This window comes from Pseudoalteromonas sp. GB56, assembly GCF_054923835.1.
Genome location: NZ_JBPCHK010000003.1, coordinates 434,324 through 453,584 on the forward strand (window position 1 = coordinate 434,324; position 19,261 = coordinate 453,584).

The 19,261-nt window shown below is 44.0% G+C and carries 22 protein-coding genes; 17 read left to right on the plus strand and 5 right to left on the minus strand.

The genetic code is table 11. The annotated features are described in order from the left end of the window. Positions 1–19: 19 nt before the first annotated feature. The 3 genes from ACH19P_RS17350 to ACH19P_RS17360 are packed head-to-tail and all read right to left on the minus strand — an operon-like array spanning position 20 to position 3,363. A complete protein-coding gene (locus ACH19P_RS17350; protein WP_462159868.1) occupies positions 20–1,510 on the minus strand; it encodes an ABC transporter permease in 1,491 nt (496 codons plus the stop codon). Continuing rightward, the gene (locus tag ACH19P_RS17355; RefSeq protein ID WP_462159869.1) at positions 1,510–2,550 is read right to left on the minus strand and encodes a substrate-binding domain-containing protein; all 1,041 of its coding nucleotides are present in this window, start codon (positions 2,548–2,550) and stop codon (positions 1,510–1,512) included. The genes ACH19P_RS17350 and ACH19P_RS17355 overlap by 1 nt, the downstream gene beginning before the upstream one ends. Beyond that, positions 2,551–3,363, minus strand: a complete 813-nt coding sequence (locus tag ACH19P_RS17360) for a hypothetical protein (RefSeq protein ID WP_462159870.1) — start codon at positions 3,361–3,363, stop codon at positions 2,551–2,553. Between the two features lie 338 nt (positions 3,364–3,701). Between ACH19P_RS17360 and ybaK the strand changes: the two genes are divergently transcribed. The 7 genes from ybaK to ACH19P_RS17395 all read left to right on the plus strand — a co-directional run bounded on the left by ybaK (position 3,702) and on the right by ACH19P_RS17395 (position 10,171). Further along, the gene (ybaK, locus tag ACH19P_RS17365; protein ID WP_462159871.1) at positions 3,702–4,163 is read left to right on the plus strand and encodes a Cys-tRNA(Pro) deacylase; all 462 of its coding nucleotides are present in this window, start codon (positions 3,702–3,704) and stop codon (positions 4,161–4,163) included. 121 nt (positions 4,164–4,284) lie between these two features. Then, positions 4,285–5,361: a diguanylate cyclase domain-containing protein gene (locus ACH19P_RS17370; RefSeq protein WP_462159872.1), complete on the plus strand. Its 1,077-nt coding sequence runs from the start codon at positions 4,285–4,287 to the stop codon at positions 5,359–5,361. Between the two features lie 222 nt (positions 5,362–5,583). Further along, positions 5,584–7,845, plus strand: a complete 2,262-nt coding sequence (locus ACH19P_RS17375) for an acyl-CoA dehydrogenase (protein WP_462159873.1) — start codon at positions 5,584–5,586, stop codon at positions 7,843–7,845. 103 nt (positions 7,846–7,948) lie between these two features. Beyond that, positions 7,949–8,326, plus strand: coding sequence for a thiol-disulfide oxidoreductase DCC family protein (locus tag ACH19P_RS17380; protein ID WP_462159874.1), 378 nt, complete (start codon positions 7,949–7,951; stop codon positions 8,324–8,326). Beyond that, a complete protein-coding gene (locus ACH19P_RS17385) occupies positions 8,323–9,021 on the plus strand; it encodes an SDR family NAD(P)-dependent oxidoreductase (protein ID WP_462159875.1) in 699 nt (232 codons plus the stop codon). The genes ACH19P_RS17380 and ACH19P_RS17385 overlap by 4 nt, the downstream gene beginning before the upstream one ends. A gap of 21 nt (positions 9,022–9,042) precedes the next feature. Next, the gene (locus ACH19P_RS17390) at positions 9,043–9,678 is read left to right on the plus strand and encodes a flavin reductase family protein (protein ID WP_462159876.1); all 636 of its coding nucleotides are present in this window, start codon (positions 9,043–9,045) and stop codon (positions 9,676–9,678) included. A 91-nt stretch (positions 9,679–9,769) separates the two neighbouring features. Then, positions 9,770–10,171 carry a cytochrome b562 gene (locus tag ACH19P_RS17395; protein ID WP_462159877.1) on the plus strand — a complete coding sequence of 134 codons (402 nt, stop codon included), beginning with the start codon at positions 9,770–9,772 and terminating at the stop codon, positions 10,169–10,171. Between the two features lie 125 nt (positions 10,172–10,296). On the opposite strand, the gene ACH19P_RS17400 is transcribed toward ACH19P_RS17395, so the two are convergent. Both ACH19P_RS17400 and ACH19P_RS17405 read right to left on the minus strand, forming a co-directional pair. Continuing rightward, the gene (locus ACH19P_RS17400; protein ID WP_462159878.1) at positions 10,297–11,376 is read right to left on the minus strand and encodes an ABC transporter substrate-binding protein; all 1,080 of its coding nucleotides are present in this window, start codon (positions 11,374–11,376) and stop codon (positions 10,297–10,299) included. 107 nt (positions 11,377–11,483) lie between these two features. Then, complete coding sequence (locus ACH19P_RS17405) at positions 11,484–12,137, minus strand: DUF6058 family natural product biosynthesis protein (RefSeq protein ID WP_462159879.1); 654 nt, start codon at positions 12,135–12,137, stop codon at positions 11,484–11,486. Between the two features lie 167 nt (positions 12,138–12,304). Between ACH19P_RS17405 and dapA the strand changes: the two genes are divergently transcribed. The 10 genes from dapA (at position 12,305) to ACH19P_RS17455 (ending at position 19,258) form a co-directional block, all read left to right on the plus strand. Beyond that, positions 12,305–13,222: a 4-hydroxy-tetrahydrodipicolinate synthase gene (gene dapA, locus ACH19P_RS17410; protein ID WP_462159880.1), complete on the plus strand. Its 918-nt coding sequence runs from the start codon at positions 12,305–12,307 to the stop codon at positions 13,220–13,222. A 117-nt stretch (positions 13,223–13,339) separates the two neighbouring features. Continuing rightward, entirely contained in the window at positions 13,340–14,041 is a 702-nt protein-coding gene (locus ACH19P_RS17415; RefSeq protein WP_462159881.1) for a beta-ketoacyl synthase chain length factor, read from the plus strand. After that, positions 14,034–14,807 (plus strand): lysophospholipid acyltransferase family protein, encoded by a 774-nt coding sequence (locus ACH19P_RS17420; protein ID WP_462159882.1) that lies wholly within the window; start codon positions 14,034–14,036, stop codon positions 14,805–14,807. Before ACH19P_RS17415 ends, ACH19P_RS17420 begins: the two co-directional genes overlap by 8 nt. Continuing rightward, positions 14,804–15,067 carry a phosphopantetheine-binding protein gene (locus tag ACH19P_RS17425; protein WP_462159883.1) on the plus strand — a complete coding sequence of 88 codons (264 nt, stop codon included), beginning with the start codon at positions 14,804–14,806 and terminating at the stop codon, positions 15,065–15,067. The genes ACH19P_RS17420 and ACH19P_RS17425 overlap by 4 nt, the downstream gene beginning before the upstream one ends. A gap of 15 nt (positions 15,068–15,082) precedes the next feature. Next, a complete protein-coding gene (locus ACH19P_RS17430) occupies positions 15,083–15,328 on the plus strand; it encodes an acyl carrier protein (protein ID WP_347389987.1) in 246 nt (81 codons plus the stop codon). A gap of 2 nt (positions 15,329–15,330) precedes the next feature. Beyond that, positions 15,331–15,900: a COG4648 family protein gene (locus ACH19P_RS17435; protein WP_462159884.1), complete on the plus strand. Its 570-nt coding sequence runs from the start codon at positions 15,331–15,333 to the stop codon at positions 15,898–15,900. Beyond that, complete coding sequence (locus ACH19P_RS17440) at positions 15,893–17,221, plus strand: AMP-binding protein (protein ID WP_462159885.1); 1,329 nt, start codon at positions 15,893–15,895, stop codon at positions 17,219–17,221. Before ACH19P_RS17435 ends, ACH19P_RS17440 begins: the two co-directional genes overlap by 8 nt. Further along, a complete protein-coding gene (locus tag ACH19P_RS17445) occupies positions 17,214–17,567 on the plus strand; it encodes an ApeI family dehydratase (RefSeq protein WP_462159886.1) in 354 nt (117 codons plus the stop codon). Before ACH19P_RS17440 ends, ACH19P_RS17445 begins: the two co-directional genes overlap by 8 nt. 3 nt (positions 17,568–17,570) lie before the next feature. Beyond that, positions 17,571–18,311 (plus strand): glycosyltransferase family 2 protein, encoded by a 741-nt coding sequence (locus ACH19P_RS17450; protein WP_462160193.1) that lies wholly within the window; start codon positions 17,571–17,573, stop codon positions 18,309–18,311. Beyond that, positions 18,311–19,258, plus strand: a complete 948-nt coding sequence (locus ACH19P_RS17455; protein ID WP_462159887.1) for an LpxL/LpxP family acyltransferase — start codon at positions 18,311–18,313, stop codon at positions 19,256–19,258. The genes ACH19P_RS17450 and ACH19P_RS17455 overlap by 1 nt, the downstream gene beginning before the upstream one ends. Positions 19,259–19,261 lie beyond the last annotated feature (3 nt).

Genomic DNA, 19,261 nt, shown 5'->3' on the forward strand with positions numbered 1-19,261 from the left:
ATTCTGATCCTTTTGTATATTAATGACTGCGCTTTTCGCCTGACAGCATAATAGCCAAACCGCAGGCAGAGATCACTACTAACAAGAGCCCAGGAATGGCTGCTCTGCCAAAGTACCCGGCTTCGTAGACTCGCCAAAGGTAGGTCGATAGTGTCTCGAATCCCGTTGGCCCAAGCAGCAAAGTAGCTTCTAATTCGCGCATTGACTCTAAAAAAACGAGTGCGGCGCCAGCTATAATGCCGCGGGTAGTGAGCGGCAGGGTAATACGTACGAAGGCTTCTTTTGGGCTTGCGCCAAGAACGCGCGCGGATTTTACCAAACTGGTGTCTAGGTGTTCTGTACTGGTTCGCACTGAGCCAACGGCTAGGGGTAAAAAGCGCAAAACGTAGGCAATAACGAGTAACGCAAGAGTTTGATAAAGCATAGGCAGTTGTAATCCACCATAGACCAACGCGGTGCCCATAACGATGCCTGGAATGCCAAAACCAAAATAGGTGATACGCTCCATTATCCGCCCACCTTTTCCACTGAGTGCTGCATGAGCAACTGGGATTGCGATAACCACGGCAACAACCGCAGCAATACCAGAAGCGTAGGCAGAGTGCCAGGCAATAGTAAAATCAAAATCGGCAAAGCCGTCTCGCGCCAACCATAAGCAAAAAACACCCAGTGGCAAACCGATAGCCAGTAATAAAACAGGGACAAAGGTGGTGAACATCAAACCGAGTTGCCATGCACTAGGGAATAACATGAGTGGACGGCCATGGCGTTCTGTGGCAGTTTTTATTTGCGATTCAAGGAACAACAAAAAGCCAACGATACACATCAGTTGCAATGACAACATCGCGGCACGTGACAGACCAAAGGCATTGTATTCAACATAAATCACGCGGGTAAAGGTATCGAGGCGCATCATCGCTGGCGTACCGAAGTCTGACAAGGTATACAGGGCGACTAACAATGAGCCTGCGGCAATACCATTGACAACTCGAGGTAGTATGACTTTAAAAACGCTCATGGTCATTGACATACCAAGCACACGCGCAGCGTTTACCATGCTTGCATCTAAGCTCAATAATGACGAACGTGTCGTCATCATCACGAATGGAAATGTGTAGAGAGTCATAACAATGGCGGCGCCACTTAATCCATACATTTGCGGCGTTTCAATACCTAAAAGGTTATTGATTTCACCTCCGGGACCAAATGCCGCGTAAAGTGTGAAAGCACCAATATAACTGGGGATAGCCAAAGGCGCGGCGAATAATACTAACCAAAGCTTTTTAAATGGCAGGTGCACGTAAGCGCTAATAAATGCCAAGGGTACGCCAATAACAATTGAACCAAGCACAGTGAGCGCCATTAGCGCTAACGTATTGCCCAGAATTGTCAGATTATGACTATCAAAAAATGTGCTTGAGTCACTTGCTAAAGTGACCAATACATAAACAGGCGTGAGTGCTATTAGCGCTGCAAGCAGCGCAATAGGATAAGAGGCTGGTAGGCGCATTAGAGCACACCGTTGTTACGCATTAAATCAAGAGTAGGTCGAAGATCTGCAAGTTGCGTTAAGTCTACTTTGGGGGGTGCTAAGCTTGCCAAAGCCGGTAAGCCCTGAGGTGGCTCAACGCCACTGATTAGCGGAATTTCATAGGCTTCACGTGCTAAATAGCTTTGTACTTCAGTACTTAGCAAATAGCGCATAAAGTTGGTGGCCAATGGGTCTTTATTGAGGGCAAGGATGCCGGAGGCATTAACTAAACACCCTGCGTCATTTTGCGTAAACGCTAAAGCGAGTTTCGCATCAGGCTTACCGGCTTTTAGGCGCAATGTATAATAATGATTAGCAAAGCCTATATCGACTTCACCGCGCTCTACTGCCATTACAACACCCAGTTCACCGGCGTAAGACTTCGCTCTTTTTTGCACTTTCTTAAGCCACTTAGCGGTTTTATCATCGCCTTCAAGTAATCGCATCGCTGTAACGAACGATTGGAAAGAGGCATAAGCAGGAGCCCAACCGATGGAGAGATCACTGTCGGCAATTTCCATAATGCTTTGTGGAATTTGATCTTTGGTTAAGCGCTCGGTATTGAACGGCAATGTGCGCACGCGCCCCGTAACGGGCGCCCAGCCTTCATAGCGAAACTGTGGCTGCAACTGCGCTTGTAAATCTGATAGTATGGGTTGCGCGAGTCCTGCATCCGTTACTAGTCCAATTGCTCCAGAGTCGACTGCCCAGAAAAGATCGGCTCGACGAACACCCATTTTTGCTTCTGCGACTATGGTGTTTGCTAATGCAGCGGTAGGGCCACGACGAATACCGAGTTTAAAGTTCGGGTTTTTATCTTGAATTGCTTGCAGGACATTCTCATATAAGCCGCCTTCGCCTCGGCCGAGGTAGAGAGTCAGACTTCCTTCAAGGGCGGGAAGTTCGTTTACAGAGACAGGATTCGCTACACTCGCTGCAAATGCGCGAGAGAAGGGGAGCGGTAATGCACTCGCAACCCCAATCGCAGCTAGGCCTTGAATAAAGGTCCTACGTTTCACTTAGAATACATCCTTTCGGGCTTTTTCAGCTTTATCGATTAATAATTTCGCGCGATCAAGCTTTGATTGCATCGTAACAACGACATCACGTACGTCGTTTACGCTTTTGCCATCTGCAATGGCTTTAGGTAAGGTAACGTTGAAGTCTTTTTCTAAATCTTCAACTAAATCAGCATCTTGCTCAATTAGCGTGCCCTCAACACCTTCAAATAAATGCAGGTAAGTGTCATGAACGATTGCCGTTGCTTCTTCACCTAAACGCTCAGCGTATTTTGCTACTACGCGGTCGAGTTTGTGTTTAATTTCGTCTATGGTGGCACTTTGAGTCATTGACTCACTAGCAGTGGTTTTTACCGCCGTTAATAAGCCTTTTTGCTGGTATTGCGCGGCAAGTTTAACAGCGCCTAAACCTTCGAACAAGGCTTGGTTCAGTGCAGCTTGATGCATGCGAACGGATTCTGCGGATTCTTTATTGTCGATGGCCATTTTTATACCATATAGGCCTTGCCAAATTGACGCATACACAGGTACGTAATTCGTTTCGATTGCGCTGTGAAATTTCACTGATTCCCAGTATTCAACGAGGTCATCAGACTTGATGCTTTTGCTACCATTTTTTTCGTATTCAGTCACCATCTCATCAACTTTGCTAATCATCCATTCAACTTCTTCTGAATAGTCTTTTAAGTTTTCTTGAAGATGATTAACGTGTTCACCAATCGGACCATTCGCTAATACGGGTTGAAATGTGAACGCACAGGTCATGACTAGACCAGCGCTCAATGCTTTTACCGACTTTAAAACAACATTCATTAGATAATCCAAAGCTAATTGTAAATGATATCTATTATCATATCCGTACGTGTTCGCTAAATCAATACGTTAACTGACTGTCATGACTTACAACGGCAAGGTTCAAGGTAAAGTGAACAGGTGAGCATGATATGGGTTATTAATGGTGAAAACGTTCTGTTTAAATCTAAAAGAGCCTGATAGTGTAAGTTTATTAACTTGCTCATAGATATCAATGGCATTGACCCATGGGTTAGTAAATTGCAATGGTATACCCGCTGTTTATGTTTGTTTACATTTGCCGCTAATACGAATGCATAAAAGAACTAAAATAAATTTTACATTCAAGGATTTTTACAATGACTCCTGCCGTGAAGTTTCTGGAAAAAAACAAGATAGATTTTGAGTTATTGAGTTTTGAGCACGATGCAAGTTATGACAACTACGGGCAAGAAGTTGTCGATAAGTTAGGTTTACCTCTTGAGTGCGTGTTCAAAACCTTGGTGCTAGAAACCGCAGAACATGAATTTGTGGTAGCCATTACACCGGTTAGTCAGCAAGTGAGCACCAAAGGACTCGCTAAAGCCGCAAAAAGTAAAAAGACGATGATGGCGGCAGCCCTTGATGTGCAGCGAGTCACAGGGTATGTGCTTGGAGGCGTCAGTCCATTTGCGCAAAAGAAACGTCTCGCAACTTATATCCATGAATCCGCGTTACAGCACAAAAGAATCTTTGTTAGTGGAGGGAAAAGGGGGCTGGAAATAGGGATTGAACCTCTGGCTTTAGTTTCTGTACTTGGGGCTATTAAATCAGCTTTTTAATATGATGAGCTGATCCATTGCCAACCTTGACGCGAGGTTCTTAAGGAAAACACGTGTACATGGAGTATGATTAAATATTGCACTTACCCGTAGGATGGTAACGACTAGGTGATAGCGACACATGATTAGAAAAGAATCGGCAAAATTGAAAGCAGAATTTGCGGACAGAGTGTTGGCGGGCCTCTTTATATTTGTGGTAATTGTTTCACCTTTGTCATTTTATAAATGGTTCACTTTGGGTTATTTGCCGATTTACTTTATCAATGCTGTAACAGGGAGTGTGCTAATAGTCAGTTACTTGTTGCGCCGAAAACTCCCATTTGAACAGAAAACGTGGATTATCACCTTGTCTTTTGTGGTAGTGGGTATTTCTAGTGCTGCATCGTTTGGTTTAGCGAGTAATGCGTTCGTTTTTTTAGTTGTGTGTGGCTTCTTCTGTGCAGAAGTATGGGGGAGGTTGCCTGCATTGAAAGTGACAGCTGTCTTTGTGTTGCTTCTGCTCATTGTTGCTTATTTAACAGTGAATGGAACTTTGGTCATTACTGATGCAGCGACGGCTCACAGTAACTCCGGTGTGGGATGGATCACAACAATTGTCCCGGCTGTATTGGTAACTCTGATACTTATCCACTCCACGAGTGAATTAAAGGATAAACAAAGAAAAAAAACATACGAGCTCTATATTCAGAACAAACACAACGAACACTTAGCAAACTATGACAAATTGACTTCATTGCCGACACTGAATATTGCCCAAACTAGATTGCAAGAAGCGATTGATTTTGCCAAGCAAACGGCGACAAAATCGGTATTGTTGTATTTAGATCTTGATGGTTTTAAGCAAGTAAATGATACCTATGGTCATGATGCTGGAGATGCCGTTTTAGTAACCATTGCGCAAAGATTCAACGAAATGGTCCGCAAAACTGATACCTGTTGTCGCATCGGCGGTGATGAATTTTTAATGATTTTACCTAACTTGCAAAGCATCGAGCCAGTTCACTCGCTTTGCCAACGGCTTATCACAGAGGTTTGCAAACCCATTGAATTTAAAGAACGCTCATTAATCGTTGGTGTGAGTATAGGCGTTTCAGTCTTCCCAGATAACGCAATAAACGCGCAAGAATTGCGCACTAAAGCCGATGAAGCGATGTATCGTGTAAAACAATCGGGTAAAAACAATTACAGCTTTGTGTAGTGACTGCAGTTCTTAAAGCGATAAGCTTCTTTTCTGATACAAAATAATCCAAATTATTTTTTGCGTACACGTGTACGCCCAAAAGCAGGAAATTCAACCGTTTGAGCCCCCTTTCGCAAATGAGGTATAAATTTTCTGTTAAAAAAACTGGTTGGACCAATTGATCTATTCAAAATTTTATGCCGTAATATGGGGTATATTAACTGGTCAGATGAGTTGGTTATGAGCTTACGTACAAAATTAAAGAAAGTCCTTCCTAGTATTTCAATTACCGAGCAAGAAGCGTTAGACGCCGGTGACGTGTGGCTAGAAGGCTCAATTTACCGTGGTAAACCTGATTTCGCAGCATTGCGCGATGTGCCAGCGGCTACGTTGAGTCAAGAGGAGCAAGCATTCCTAGACGGTCCAGTAGCACAGCTATTGGAAATGATCGATGAATCAGAAATCCAAGCAGGTATTCACCTACCTGAGCACATTTTAGATTTCCTTAAAAAAGAGCGTTTTTTCTCGCTAATCATTCCAAAGAAATTTGGTGGTCTCGAGTTTAGCCCTTATGCGAACTCGACAATCGTAGCGACGATTTCAACTAAGTCTTCAGCAGTTGCAGTAACGGTCATGGTGCCAAACTCTCTAGGCCCAGGCGAGTTGCTACTTCACTACGGTACTGAAGAACAGCAAAATCATTATTTACCGCGTCTAGCTAACGGTCGTGATATTCCTTGTTTCGCGCTAACAAGTCCTGAAGCGGGCTCTGATGCGGGTGGTATTCCTGACATCGGCGTGGTGAAAGAGGGTGATTTTAACGGCGAGAAAGTACTCGGTCTAGAAGTTACTTGGGACAAACGCTACATCACGCTCGCTCCTATTGCGACCGTGTTAGGTCTTGCGTTCAAAGTACAAGATCCAGATAAGCTTCTCGGCGGCAAAGAAGACTTAGGTATTACCTGTGCACTTATCCCGCACGATCATCCAGGTGTTGAGCTAGGAAATCGCCATGATCCTATGGGCGTGCGTTTCTACAACGGCACAACACGCGGTGAAAAAGTCTTTATCCCAATGGATTTCATCATTGGGGGTCAAAAGAACATCGGTCGTGGTTGGCAAATGCTGGTTAGCTGCTTAGGTGCAGGTCGTGGTATTTCATTGCCGGCGTTGGGCGTTTCCGTATCACAAGTTGCTTTTAAAGGTGCTGCAGAATATTCAGCGGTACGTGAGCAGTTTGGTTTAGCAATTGGTCAATTCGAAGGTATTCAAGAAAAACTAGCGGATATCGCCGGTAAAACGTACCTTCAAGAAGCAATGCGTGTGCTGACTACTGAAGGGCTTGGTATGGGCTTGAAGCCATCTGTAGTTACAGCGATAGCTAAGTACCATATGACCGAAATTGGTCGCGATGTACTTAATTCAGCAATGGATATTCAAGCAGGTAAAGCAATTCAACGTGGTCCACAAAACACATTAGCGACCGGTTTTGTCGCTCAGCCAATTGCTATCACAGTTGAAGGTGCAAATATCCTGACGCGTAACCTGATGATTTTCGGTCAAGGTGTAATGCGTTGTCACCCTTATTTACAGAGCATGGTTGAGTCAATTCACTCGCAAGAAAATGATGCAGACGCAACATTCAATCGTATTTTGCGCAAAACAGTGGGCTACAGCACGGCGAACGCATTACGTGCATTTAAGCATGGTTTATTACCATTTACTGCACCGAGTGCATCAAGTCTTGCTGAAGTACGTCAGTACGAAAAGGCTGTACACAAGTTGTCTTCACGCTTAGCTGTATATGCAGATTTCTCACTGTTGGTGTTGGGTGGAAAGTTAAAGCAAGCTGAAATGTTATCAGCGCGTTTGGGTGACGTGATGAGCTACATGTACGCAGCGATGGCTTCAATCAAGTACTACGAGCAGAAAGTGAGTAGTGCAGATCGCGCCGAAGCAGCACCATACTTCCACTATGCGACGCGTTGGGCGTTGCAACAAGCGGAGCAAGCATTGCATAGCTTCCTTGATAACTTCCCGGCGTCTGGTACGCGTAAATTCATGCGAGTACTGACGTTGCAGTATGGCTATAAAATGCCATCAATCAGTGATGATCTAGTACGAGAGCTTGCTCATCAAGCACAACTAGATACAGCGATTAAGAAACAGTTGACACATCTAGTGAAGCCAACGCCTGGCGATGGACATGATATCAATGAGCAGGCTTACAAAGCGAAGTTAGCGAATCTTGACGGCTTAGCAAAGGTACGTAAGGCGATTAAATCGAAGCAAATTCGCGCCGGTGTGCGTTTCGAGCAAACGTTGGACAACGCACTTGCGGCAAGTATCATCGATGCCAACGAATATGCATCGTTAGTGGATTACAACCGCAAGCGTGAAATTGCAATTCGTGTAGACGAGTATGACTTTGACATGAATCTACTTCGCCCTGATGGTTCGCGAGCAGATTCTCAAGATGCAAGCCTACGTGATGCCAGTTAACTGATAGTTGCTCATGTGAGCACACCAAGCCCTTAGCGATAGCTAGGGGCTTTTTTTTGAATCGAAAGAAAGTCGTAAAGCGTATGATTCTTAGGAGGAATCTATGCTTACTTTGTTTTATGACGGCGCGTGCCCATTGTGTGCACGAGAGATATCAGCACTCAAAAACCATGATGTAGCAAACACATTGGTGTTGGTTGACATCAACGATGCTGAACACATGTCAAAATACCCAGCTGTTTCTTACGATGCTGCTTACAGGACGTTGCATGCGATAGATGCCAGCGGCAACGTACTGCGTGGTCTTGATGCCAATGTTGCGGCATGGAATTGTGTTGGCAAAATGCGCTGGCTCAACATGTTGCGCGCGCCAGTTGTGCGCACTTTAGCTGATTGGGTGTACTCTCTATTCGCGACCCTTAGGCCGATATTTGGCGCTCAGCGCTGCCAATCTTGGCGCTGTCGCGGTGGCAAGCCATGAGTTCAGTGTTAGTTGTTGGCGCTTCAAGTGCAATTGCCCAAGCGCTGATTAAGAAGCTTGAGCAAGAAGGTAAATTAGTTTTTAGCGTAAGCAAAAAGTCGCTCAACAGGGATGGTCACACACAGCTCGATTACAACGAATCGTCAGTTTCTAGGTGGTGCGAAAACATGGCTGCCAAGGGGCATAAGTTCTCGCACATATATATTTTTAATGGCATCTTGCACACAGAGTCTATTTCGCCGGAAAAAACCATCGCTCGCTTTTGCGAACATGCATTCTTTGAGGTCCTCCGCTGTAACACTGTTACGCCTATGTGGTGGCTAATGAATGTCACCAAACTACTTCCAAAAGACGCAGCGGCAGTGATTACGCTATTGAGCGCCCGCATTGGCAGTATTAGTGATAACAAACTAGGTGGTTGGTACAGTTACCGAGCCTCAAAAGCAGCCTTGAATATGCTGACAAAAACAGCGGCGATAGAAATACAGCGTACCCATAAGGCATGTAAATTTCTGCTGTTTCATCCCGGCACCACAGATACCGCACTATCCAAACCCTTTCAAAAGAATGTGCCTAAGGAAAAACTGTTTAGCCCAGATTTCGTTGCCGAGCGCCTTTTGTTATTGAGTTTGGATTACGAATACCTCCCCGAATGTGGGTATTTTGACTGGAATAAACAACCCATCCCTTATTGATTAGCATGAAAGAGAGTAGAAATGCAGTTCAGTAGAAAAGATATCGACGCCATGCCTTCGAGGTATCGCGCCCATTTTATAAATAGCTTGTCAGGTTATAAAAGTGCCAACCTTGTCGGAACAATTGATAATGAAGGGCGGCAGAACCTCGCAATCGTGAGCTCTGTAGTGCACCTAGGCGCCCACCCCCCACTTGTTGCTATGGTCATGAGGCCTGACGTGGTCGAACGTCATACGTTAGCTAATATTCGTGAAACAGGTTGGTTTACTCTTAATCAAGTGAACCACAGGTTTTGGCAGGCTGCTCATCAAACTTCCGCGAAATATGACCGCTGTGAAAGCGAGTTTAATGCGGTCGGGCTCAAACCTGAGTTCATTGGTGATTGCCCTGCGCCTTATGTAAAAGAAAGCCTTGCAAAATACGCGGTGAAATTAGTGCGCGAACAGGAAATTGAAGAAAATGGCACCATTTTATTAGTAGGCTCTATCGAACATGGGGTCGTTTGTGATGATGCGTTGTGTAGTGATGGCCATATTGATCTGCATACTATTGAGTCAGTGGCTGTGACAGGGCTTGATGGTTACCACCTTGGTAGTCGTCTAGGGCGTTTAAGTTATGCTCAACCACATGAATGGCCAACGCCTCTACAAGACTAATCCTTTGCAGTGTAAAGGGGGATGACAGCACTATTGAGTGTTAGCTTCTGTAGGGTACAATAGCGCCAATTTGAATTAAGAGACGTTTGCTATGCGCTACATATATGCGATTGCGTTGGGTTTGATTTTTGCTCTATCGACAAGCTCTGTTTTTGCACAACAGGATGTTGACTTAGAAGCTGTGATGAAAAAAATGGGGCACAGTTACAAACTCGCTGTGAAATCTACGTCAAGAGATGAAATGTTGTCCGCATTGGTCCAATTCGAGGATTATTTGAAGCAGGCGCAACAAGCGAAGTTCAAAAATGAAGCGAAGAAATCTCAACAAGGCCTAGACGAGGTGTTTCAGCAAGTTGAGTTAGCACGTGCGTTTGCACAAAAAGAACAACTCGGCGCTGCCAAAGATGCCTTAGCAAAAATTGATGGTTTACGAAAAGAGTACCATAAGTTGCATGAGCCACCGGGCTTTTGGGAATTATTGTTCGGCAAGTAATGCGCAGAAAAGTTGGTCTTTATGGTGAACAACACTCATACTTCAAAGGCCAATATGCCCTTATCATTAACGCTCAGTTGCATAGCACCACATGTGTCTGAGCGGCATAAATTCTATTTATTGATTTAACACCCTTGGTTTAAACATTTAGCCAGATTTTGCAGACTAAAAGGCCAGGTGTCTTGATGCGATGTGCTGAACCTTTTAAAGTTAATCTTGCTTAACTCATTGTTGTGCATGGTCTCTATCAACTGATGAAATTCTTCGTTATTTGGTTCAAATATTTCAAAATTACTATCTGTGGCAAATTCAGCATTTTCATTGTGGGAATCATAAAGCATGATCAGAGCTGCAGCACCCAATAAAACGTGGCCACCCACTGAAACCTCCGCACGCTCATTCTCTGCAATTTTATCCCAATTAACACCGCCAATAATCGGGACATTGGTGGGACGAACTTTTCGCGCAGCTAATAACGCACCGCTAGCGATTGGGTCGTTAGCTGCCCAAACCACGTTAATTTCTTTACTGTGACTTAAAACCCCCAGACTTTTTCTAAAGCCTTCACTCTTTGACCAATTTGCAACATCGCTGTGAAGTAATTTTACTTGTGGGTGCTGGCGTAAAAACAAATCTAAACCATGCTGCCTGCTAATTGCAGAATCGGTCAAATAGTCGCCGTACAGGGCGAACATGTTAATTTTTGCGTCTTGCGAATACAGGCTTAGGGCTTTTTTATATAAGCTGCGAGCAAGTTTATAACCTGCGTCAAAGTTATTAGGCGCTAAGTAACCGACAAGCCATTTCGGTTTGGTGACAAGCACGTCATCATCTGGCGCGTTAAATATAAAAAGCAGCGGTTTGTTTACTGTATCAATTTGTTTAAGTAGCTGTGTTACCGCTTTTTTTTCATCTACAACTACGAGGTAATCAACATCGCTTTTTAGTGCGCTAAGGAGTTGTTCCTTCATCAAAATATGGTTTCGGTTGGCGTAAGTCGTCGTGAGTTGAATACCCAAATCGTCTGCAACCGCTTCCATAGCAATGGAAACATTTCGCCAAAACAGTCCTGTTGAGTTATCAAATTGATGACCGGGGTTCACAAAGTGTACTTTGAGAGTTTGCTTTGCATTAGCCTCGTTTGCATCAGCATTATGAGGAAACGCCGACGTAAAAAGCCACATTGTGAGTAATATGAGACGCACCAAATTATCTTTTACCCATACTTTTCAGATACATTCAGTTTATGCTTCGCTGTTGTCTTCGTAAAGTAAACGCGTACTTTCATTTGTAAATGATTAAGACTGGCGGTCTATTTTTTTACGGATAGGTCATATTTCATCACTAATTTATCTAAATATTTTGCTCTGTATGAATGACTATATTCGTGGCTTGGAGGATCAATAATTGCTTTTGAAAACACCTTGAGTAGTGGATGAATTTTCTTTCTTTGCTCAGTATCTAGAGAAGCTAGGGAAAAGCCTTCAGTCAGTGTATCTAAGCTATATTTTATAGCGTCCATCTGGATGATTTCTTCTACTTGCCCTTGACGTGTTTGGGTACCAAATTGACCGCTCAAAAATTGCTGCCAAAGATGAGTTAAGTGGTCTTCCAAGTCTTCAGCATAACTTTCATCAATAAAGTGGCCTTGGTCTACGAGCAATTTCAGCGCGTGCTGTGCACGTTGCGCGAAAAGATTAAAGGCGATACTGGCACTCGTTATTTTTGCTTTGTCCAATTGTTTACCCCATTCAACCGATGCTATCGGGTAATACTGCCAAAATACCTGACAATCAAAGATCCCTTGAACGGAGTGGCATTGAATTTTATTTTCTAAGCTATAACTGGGCTGTGGGAAAATACACAAATGTTGCCAATTTTCGAGTTGTTCATCATTGATCCCTAACAACTGACACACTTGATCTTCTCGGTAAAAATATTGCTCTAGATAATCCAGTAAATGCATAATTCTTTAATAACTGTATAAATATACAGTTATTGTGGTTCAATTCAAATTAAGTTGCAAGGAATTATTATCAGTCATAAAGCAAAGGGATTTATCATTTTGTTGCTCGGAATTGAGCAGTGAATATGGTTAAATTACGAAAAATATCGAACAAGAGAAGCGAAAACATGCGAACAATGGAGCAAATTAGACAAGCTCGAGTCATCACCGCGATAAAAACGCCTTACAATGATGCAGGTGAAATTTGTCTTAAGACCTTCGATGAGCTTGTTGAGCGCCAGATAGCAGCAGGGGTTGAAGGGATCGTTGTCGGCGGAACAACAGGTGAAGGACAGCTGATGAACTGGGAAGAGCACTTAATGCTCATCGCCCACAGTGTGTCATCATTTTCAGAACGTATACTTATCATTGGTAATACCGGCAGTAATAATACACGCGAGGCACTCAAAGCTACTGAATATGGGTTTGCGACTGGCATGCATGCAGCATTGCAGATCAATCCTTATTATGGACGAACCTCGCAGGCTGGTTTATTGGAGCACTTTAAGCGCTTGCTTGATATTGGTCCTGCGTTTATCTACAACGTACCGGGGCGTACGGGTCAAGATCTGACACCAGAATTTATCGCCAATATTGCTTCACACTCTAATTTTGTTGGTATGAAGGAATGTGGCGGCAATGCGCGTATTGCCCAGTATGAAAGACAGGGTATTGCGTGTTGGTCTGGTAATGACGACGAGGCACATGATGCACGTCATGAACATGGTGCGCACGGTGTTATTTCTGTGACTTCCAATCTCATCCCAGAGCTGTTTTGTTCTTTAATGGAAAAACCACAACCAGAACTGAATAACCAGTTGATTCCCTTGATGAACTGGTTGTTTTGCGAACCTAACCCTATTGCAATTAACACTGTGCTAGCAATGACTGGGGCGGTGAACCCCGTCTTCCGCCTACCTTATGTGCCACTAAGTCGCACACAGCAGCAAACTGGCCTTGAGTTACTGACATCGATAGATGCACACCATATTGTTGGTGACGCAACTGCCGCAATAATCGACGAAAATGACGTTAAATTAGTCTAAGCAACCGCTAACTATCATTTTTCTACTTAACAGCCGGTTAATTATACCGGCTCTTTTTTGCTATTTTTTTTACAATCCATTACTATTTGCGCCTTAAAGGTAAATGGACTTTTGGCAATGAAGTGTGCTGTCGAAAAGTTGGCTGTCTGCATCTCGCCAACTTGTTCAGATAATAATGAAATAAACGACCTCATCCAGCGTATTCAAGATGTGGCAATTGCGGTTGACGTTAGTTGGGTTAAACCAATACAACGTCGTCGATTAAGTCATTTTGCCAAAATGATCCTGAGTTGTGCACACGCTGTGAATCCGAGTGTACAGCCAATTCCAATTGTCTTTTCATCTCGCCATGGCGATTTACACAAAACGTCTGATTTACTCGAGCAACTTGTCGAAAACGAACCTTTATCACCAACCCAGTTTGGTTTATCGGTGCACAATGCGGTTGTTGGACTGTTGTCCATCCTTACTAGCAATAAAGCACCTATCACAGCGATAGCAGGCGGAGTAAACTCCTTATCAAGCGCGTTATGTGAGGCCTATATGCAGCTGCATGCAGGCACTACAGACAAAGTATTGGTGATCCATGCTGACCGTGAACTGCCCGACTTGTATCAAGAATTTGCTGACGAGCCACAATGTGATCATTGTGTTGCCTTTATTCTAGAGAAAGCCTCAAATTCCCATGGGTTTGAATTACAGCAGCTAGATCAGCATCAAAAAGCTCAATCTGGTATCGAGTCTGCATTGCTGTTAGTTGATGCTTTGTCTCATAAGCACGACTTTGTATTTGATGCTTGGCGTATTGTTCATGGCTAACCGATTTAATTATTGTTGGCGCATTGTTGCCACCGGCTTTTGTTTTGCGCTATTTGGTGTGGGTGGCATTATATTGAGTGCATTTATTTTGCCGTGCCAACGACTGTTGTACGCAGACATTGAGACTCGACAACGCAAAGCGCGCCATCTAGTACACAATACATTTCGCTTTTTTGTGGGGGTCATGAATACCTTAGGTGTGATTGGTTTTCATATAGAAAATCCCAATGGATTTAAAAAGTTACGTGGACAATTGATACTCGCTAATCACCCTAGTTTAATCGATGTTGTGGTCCTCATTGCGGCGATACCTAGCGCTGACTGTGTAGTTAAGGCGCACTTGTTTAAAAACCCTTTTATGCGAGGGGTTATTAAGAGCACTGGTTACATTAGTAACGCTAATCCCGAAGGACTTTTAGAGGATTGCTGCAGGTCTTTGGAGCAGGGTAACAACCTTATTATTTTTCCGGAGGGTACACGTTCGGACGAGGGGCGATTACAAAAGTTTAAGCGGGGCGCCGCTAATATAGCCATACGCTGTGCTTCACCGATAACGAGCGTGTTGATCACTATGCGCCCGAGTACGTTGACCAAGGGAACACCTTGGTACAAAGTGGCGCCAACCAAAGCGCACTTTTCCATGGCGATTGCAAAGGAGCAACCACAGCCTTGGGAGCATAATCAGCACGACCCGTTGAGTATGCAATCACGCAATTTAACTAAATATTTAGAGAATTACTTTCAAAACCAAGTAGCTAATTTATGAATGACTTAAAACTAGAACTAAAAAAATTGATCATCTCAAGCCTCGATCTAGAGGATGTTGACGTAACGGATATTGATGATGCTGAACCGCTTTTTATAGACGGCTTAGGTCTCGATAGTATTGATGCCTTAGAATTGGGACTGGCTATTAAAAAAGAATTCGACGTGAAAATCGATGCCAATTCTGAACAAACGAAAGCTCACTTTGCATCTGTTAATGCATTGGCCGAGTTTATTGAACAATCGCGAAATAACGCTTAATAAGTGGAACACAACATGAAAACTGCTGCTGAAATTTATGACGTATTACGTGGCATTTTAGAGAATGACTTTGAAATAGATGCCGATGATATTTCTATGGACGCTAATTTGTATGAAGAATTAGACCTAGACAGCATTGATGCGGTTGATTTAGTCGTTAAGCTACGAGAAATTACTGGCAAAAAGATTGAACCAGAAGCCTTTAAACAGGTAAGAACGGTTGCTGATGTAGTAAACCAAGTAGAGCAACTCGTAAACTAGTAATGCTAAAAGGCATTGTTAATGTGTTGATTTCCATTGCTTTGCTGGCTTATCCGGTGTTGGTCTATTTTGGTTTGAGCAACGGATATGGACAGCAAGTAGCATGGGTATTGGTGGCACTGCTGGCTTCACGCTTGTTGTTATCGCTGAAAAAGCAGGCGATAAGTAGCTGGTTGTTGCCTATTTCTGCATGTGGCTTGGTGGTCGTATTCGGTGCAGCAATAAGTGATGAGCCGAAGTGGTTGCAGTTATATCCAATAGTCGTCAATGCCATCATGGCAATAACCTTTTGTGTCTCACTGTTTCAACCACAAAGTATGGTTGAGCGCTTCGCACGCCTGCAAGAGCCAAATTTAAGCGAACAGGGTGTGCGCTATACGCGCAAAGTCACCCAAATTTGGTGTGTGTTTTTTGTCATGAACATGCTCATAGCTAGCTACACTGTCTATCTCGATAATGTGCAAGTATGGACTCTATACAATGGGTTGATTGCTTATGTATTGATGGGGGCATTAGCTGGTGGTGAGTTTGCTTATCGTTTTTGGTTAAAGAGGCAGGGCCGCCTTGTATAAATTAAATGACATTATCGCAGAGTTTCCGGCTAGTCGTGATGGCACAGTGATCGATAAAGCATTTATGCTTGAGAAGTTGCGCGTCTATTTAGCGAATTATCGAGAAATACCAAAGCGCTCAAAAGTGATACTGTGGCATAGCGATAGCTTGGAATTTGCATTGCGCTTGCTCGCGTTAGGTCAGTGTGATCTTGATGTCATTTTGCCCCCCAACTGTCAGGCTCAGACGCTGAGCAACCTAGCAAAAATGTCATCACTTTACAGTGGCGAATTCATCGAGGATTTACCGCAAGAACTGACTCTCATTGATTCAAACTGTGGTGTGCGTGTGGATAGTCCAGAGTTGCTCTGGCCAAGCGAGGACAGTGGCGCCGGAGATTTAATCTTTTTCACTTCAGGCTCTACGGGTCCCGCAAAAGCGATTCGTAAATCTTGGCATGCGATCAACACTGAACTGGCAACCCTCGAAAGTACGTTTACTGCAGTGGCCGAACCCGAATTTGTGGCCATGGTGTCGCATCAGCACATTTATGGCTTACTGTTTAAGTTGCTGTGGCCGTTGCGATACGGCCATCGTTTTGAAGTGACAACCTATCAGTATCCCGAACACTTAGCGAAGAGAATGAGTGGCTATAGTACTTGGTTTGTCATTGCTTCACCTGCGCAGTTATCACGCTTAACGCAAGATAATGTATTAGTGAACCACAGTGACAACATTTGTAAGATATTCTCTTCTGGTGGGCCGTTAAAAGATGAGGACGCCTTGACGTTGCATAATCAGTTGCAGGTAGGCATCACACAGGTTTATGGCAGCACAGAAACAGGCGGTATTGGCTATCGTGATGTAGTCAGTAAAGACTTGACCCCGTGGCAGCCATTTGCGCAAGTGAGTGTCACTCAGGGTGAAACTTCTTTGCTGCTGTGCTCCCCTTTGATAGACGAGCCCCAACGTATCCTTGATGATATGGGCAAGGTATTGAGTAACGGTTGTTTTATATTAACGGGAAGGGCTGATAGAACGGTTAAAGTGGCCGAAAAACGAGTAAACCTTGCGGGTATGGAACAACGTCTAAGTGCCCATGAAGACGTTGCTAATTGTGTCATAGTGCAATTGCAATCAGGCCGGTTAGGCGCCATGGTTGAGCTAAAAGATGTACAAATGCCAATGTCTAGTAAAACGATTTCCACAGCGCTAAAGCAATGGCTTTCATTGGAATTTGATGCGGTGTGTCTACCGCGAAAATGGCGCTACGTGAGTGAGTTACCTTATAACAGCCAAGGTAAACTGGTGTATAGTGAATTGGAGCAATATTTTGTCTGACCTTGTGTTAACAGAGCCACAGAATCCTCAACGTTTCGCAATCTGCGGAAGAAGTTGTACTGACACTGTATCTACCCCTGATCTCGATTATTTTAGAGGCCATTTCCCAGGCGCACCCATTTTAGCAGGCGTTGTGCAACTGGATTGGGCGGTGAAGTACGCTCGTCAATATTTGTCTATTCAAGGTGATGTGAAAGATATTGAAGTGCTTAAGTTTCAAGTTGTTATGACGCCTGAGCTTGAATTAACGCTGACGCTAACTAAGAAAAAAGACGATAAATTTAGTTTCAGTTATCACTCTCACAAAGGTCAGCATGCTAGCGGCCGAGTTGTGATTTCGAGTTAGTTAATCATGAAATTGTGTGTTGTTATTCCAAACTATAACCATACCCATGCCATCGATCATGTCATTGCGCAGTTGAGTGCAGAGCATTTTGATATCGTGATGGTTGATGATGGCAGTACGCCAGAGGCGCAGAATCATTTTAAGACGCTCGCTGAGCGTTACGAGAATATGACCCTACTGCGGCATGAGCATAATCAGGGTAAAGGTGGAGCAGTACAAACTGGGCTAAAATGGGCGTTCGAGCAAGGTTATACCCATGCGTTGCAAGTTGATGCTGATGGTCAACACTGCTTGCAAGATATTGCCCGTTTGATTGACTGTGCGAAGACGTACCCAAATACCATTATTAGTGGTCGACCTGTCTATGACGAGTCGGTACCAAAGCATCGCTATTTAAGTCGTTATATCACCCATTTTTGGGTTTGGATTGAAACGCTCAGCTTTTCTATCAAAGACTCAATGTGCGGTTTTCGCGTTTATCCACTTGCGCCATGTATTGAGCTCTTTAACAACTGCGAGTTAGGCAAGCGTATGGACTTTGATATTGAAGTCATGGTGCGTATGTATTGGCGTGGCACCGCCAGCGAGTTTGTTGACACGCAAGTGATTTATCCCGAAAACGGGGTGTCTCACTTTCAACCGTTAAACGATAACTTAAAAATTAGTTGGCTCCATACGCGTTTGTTTTTCGCCATGTTATTACGTGCCCCAAAACTCATTTTTGCGCGTCCAAGGGTGAGATAATGAGCCAAACACATTGGTCCAAAGTGCAAGAACGCGGCAGTTATTTTGGCATGCAATTTTTATTGAGTGTGTATCGTATTTTTGGTCGCCGAATATTGTGGATTTTCATGTTTCCCGTGGTGTTTTACTTTTTTCTTAGCGGTAAATCCGCAAGAAAGGCTTCTCATCAATACTGGACTCACGTGCATGCATTCGATGCGTCTTTGGCAAAACCTGGGTTCAGAACTGGATTGAAGCACTTTTGTACTTTCGCCGACAGTGCCTTTGACAAAATCGATGCGTGGTTGGGACGAATCACACCGCAATCACTGACCTATGCGAATCAACATTTGTTTGATGATTTGGTCGCGCGAAAACAAGGTGCCATTTTTATTGGCTCTCACTTAGGCAATTTAGAAGTGTGTCGAGCCCTTGGGATGCGCCATACTAGCAGCGTGATCAATGTCTTGGTGTTCACTCATCATGCTGTTGAATTTAATCGAACTTTGCAACGCATCAACCCCAATGTCAGCGTTAATTTAATTCAAGTGACTGACATGGGACCTGACTTAGCGATTTTGTTAAAGTCGAAGGTAGAGCAAGGCGAATTTATAGTGATTGTTGGCGATCGCACCAGTACCACAGCAGTAGGGCGAGTGCACTACGCCTCATTTTTAGGGCAGGAAGCGCCATTTGCACAAGGTCCATTTATCCTAGCTGCGTTGCTTGAATGTCCAATCTATTGGCTGTTTTGCATGCGTAATGACAGCGGATTTGACGTTCAATTCACCCATTATAGTGACGGCCTTTCTTTGCCCCGTAAAACGCGCCAGCAGGCACTCGCTCAGGTGATTGAAGACTATGTCGGCGAGTTGCAAAGGGTGGCCTTAAAATACCCTTATCAGTGGTTTAATTTTTATGATTTTTGGCAGCGTGACGAAAAGAGCACGCGCAACGAGGAGAAGTAGTTC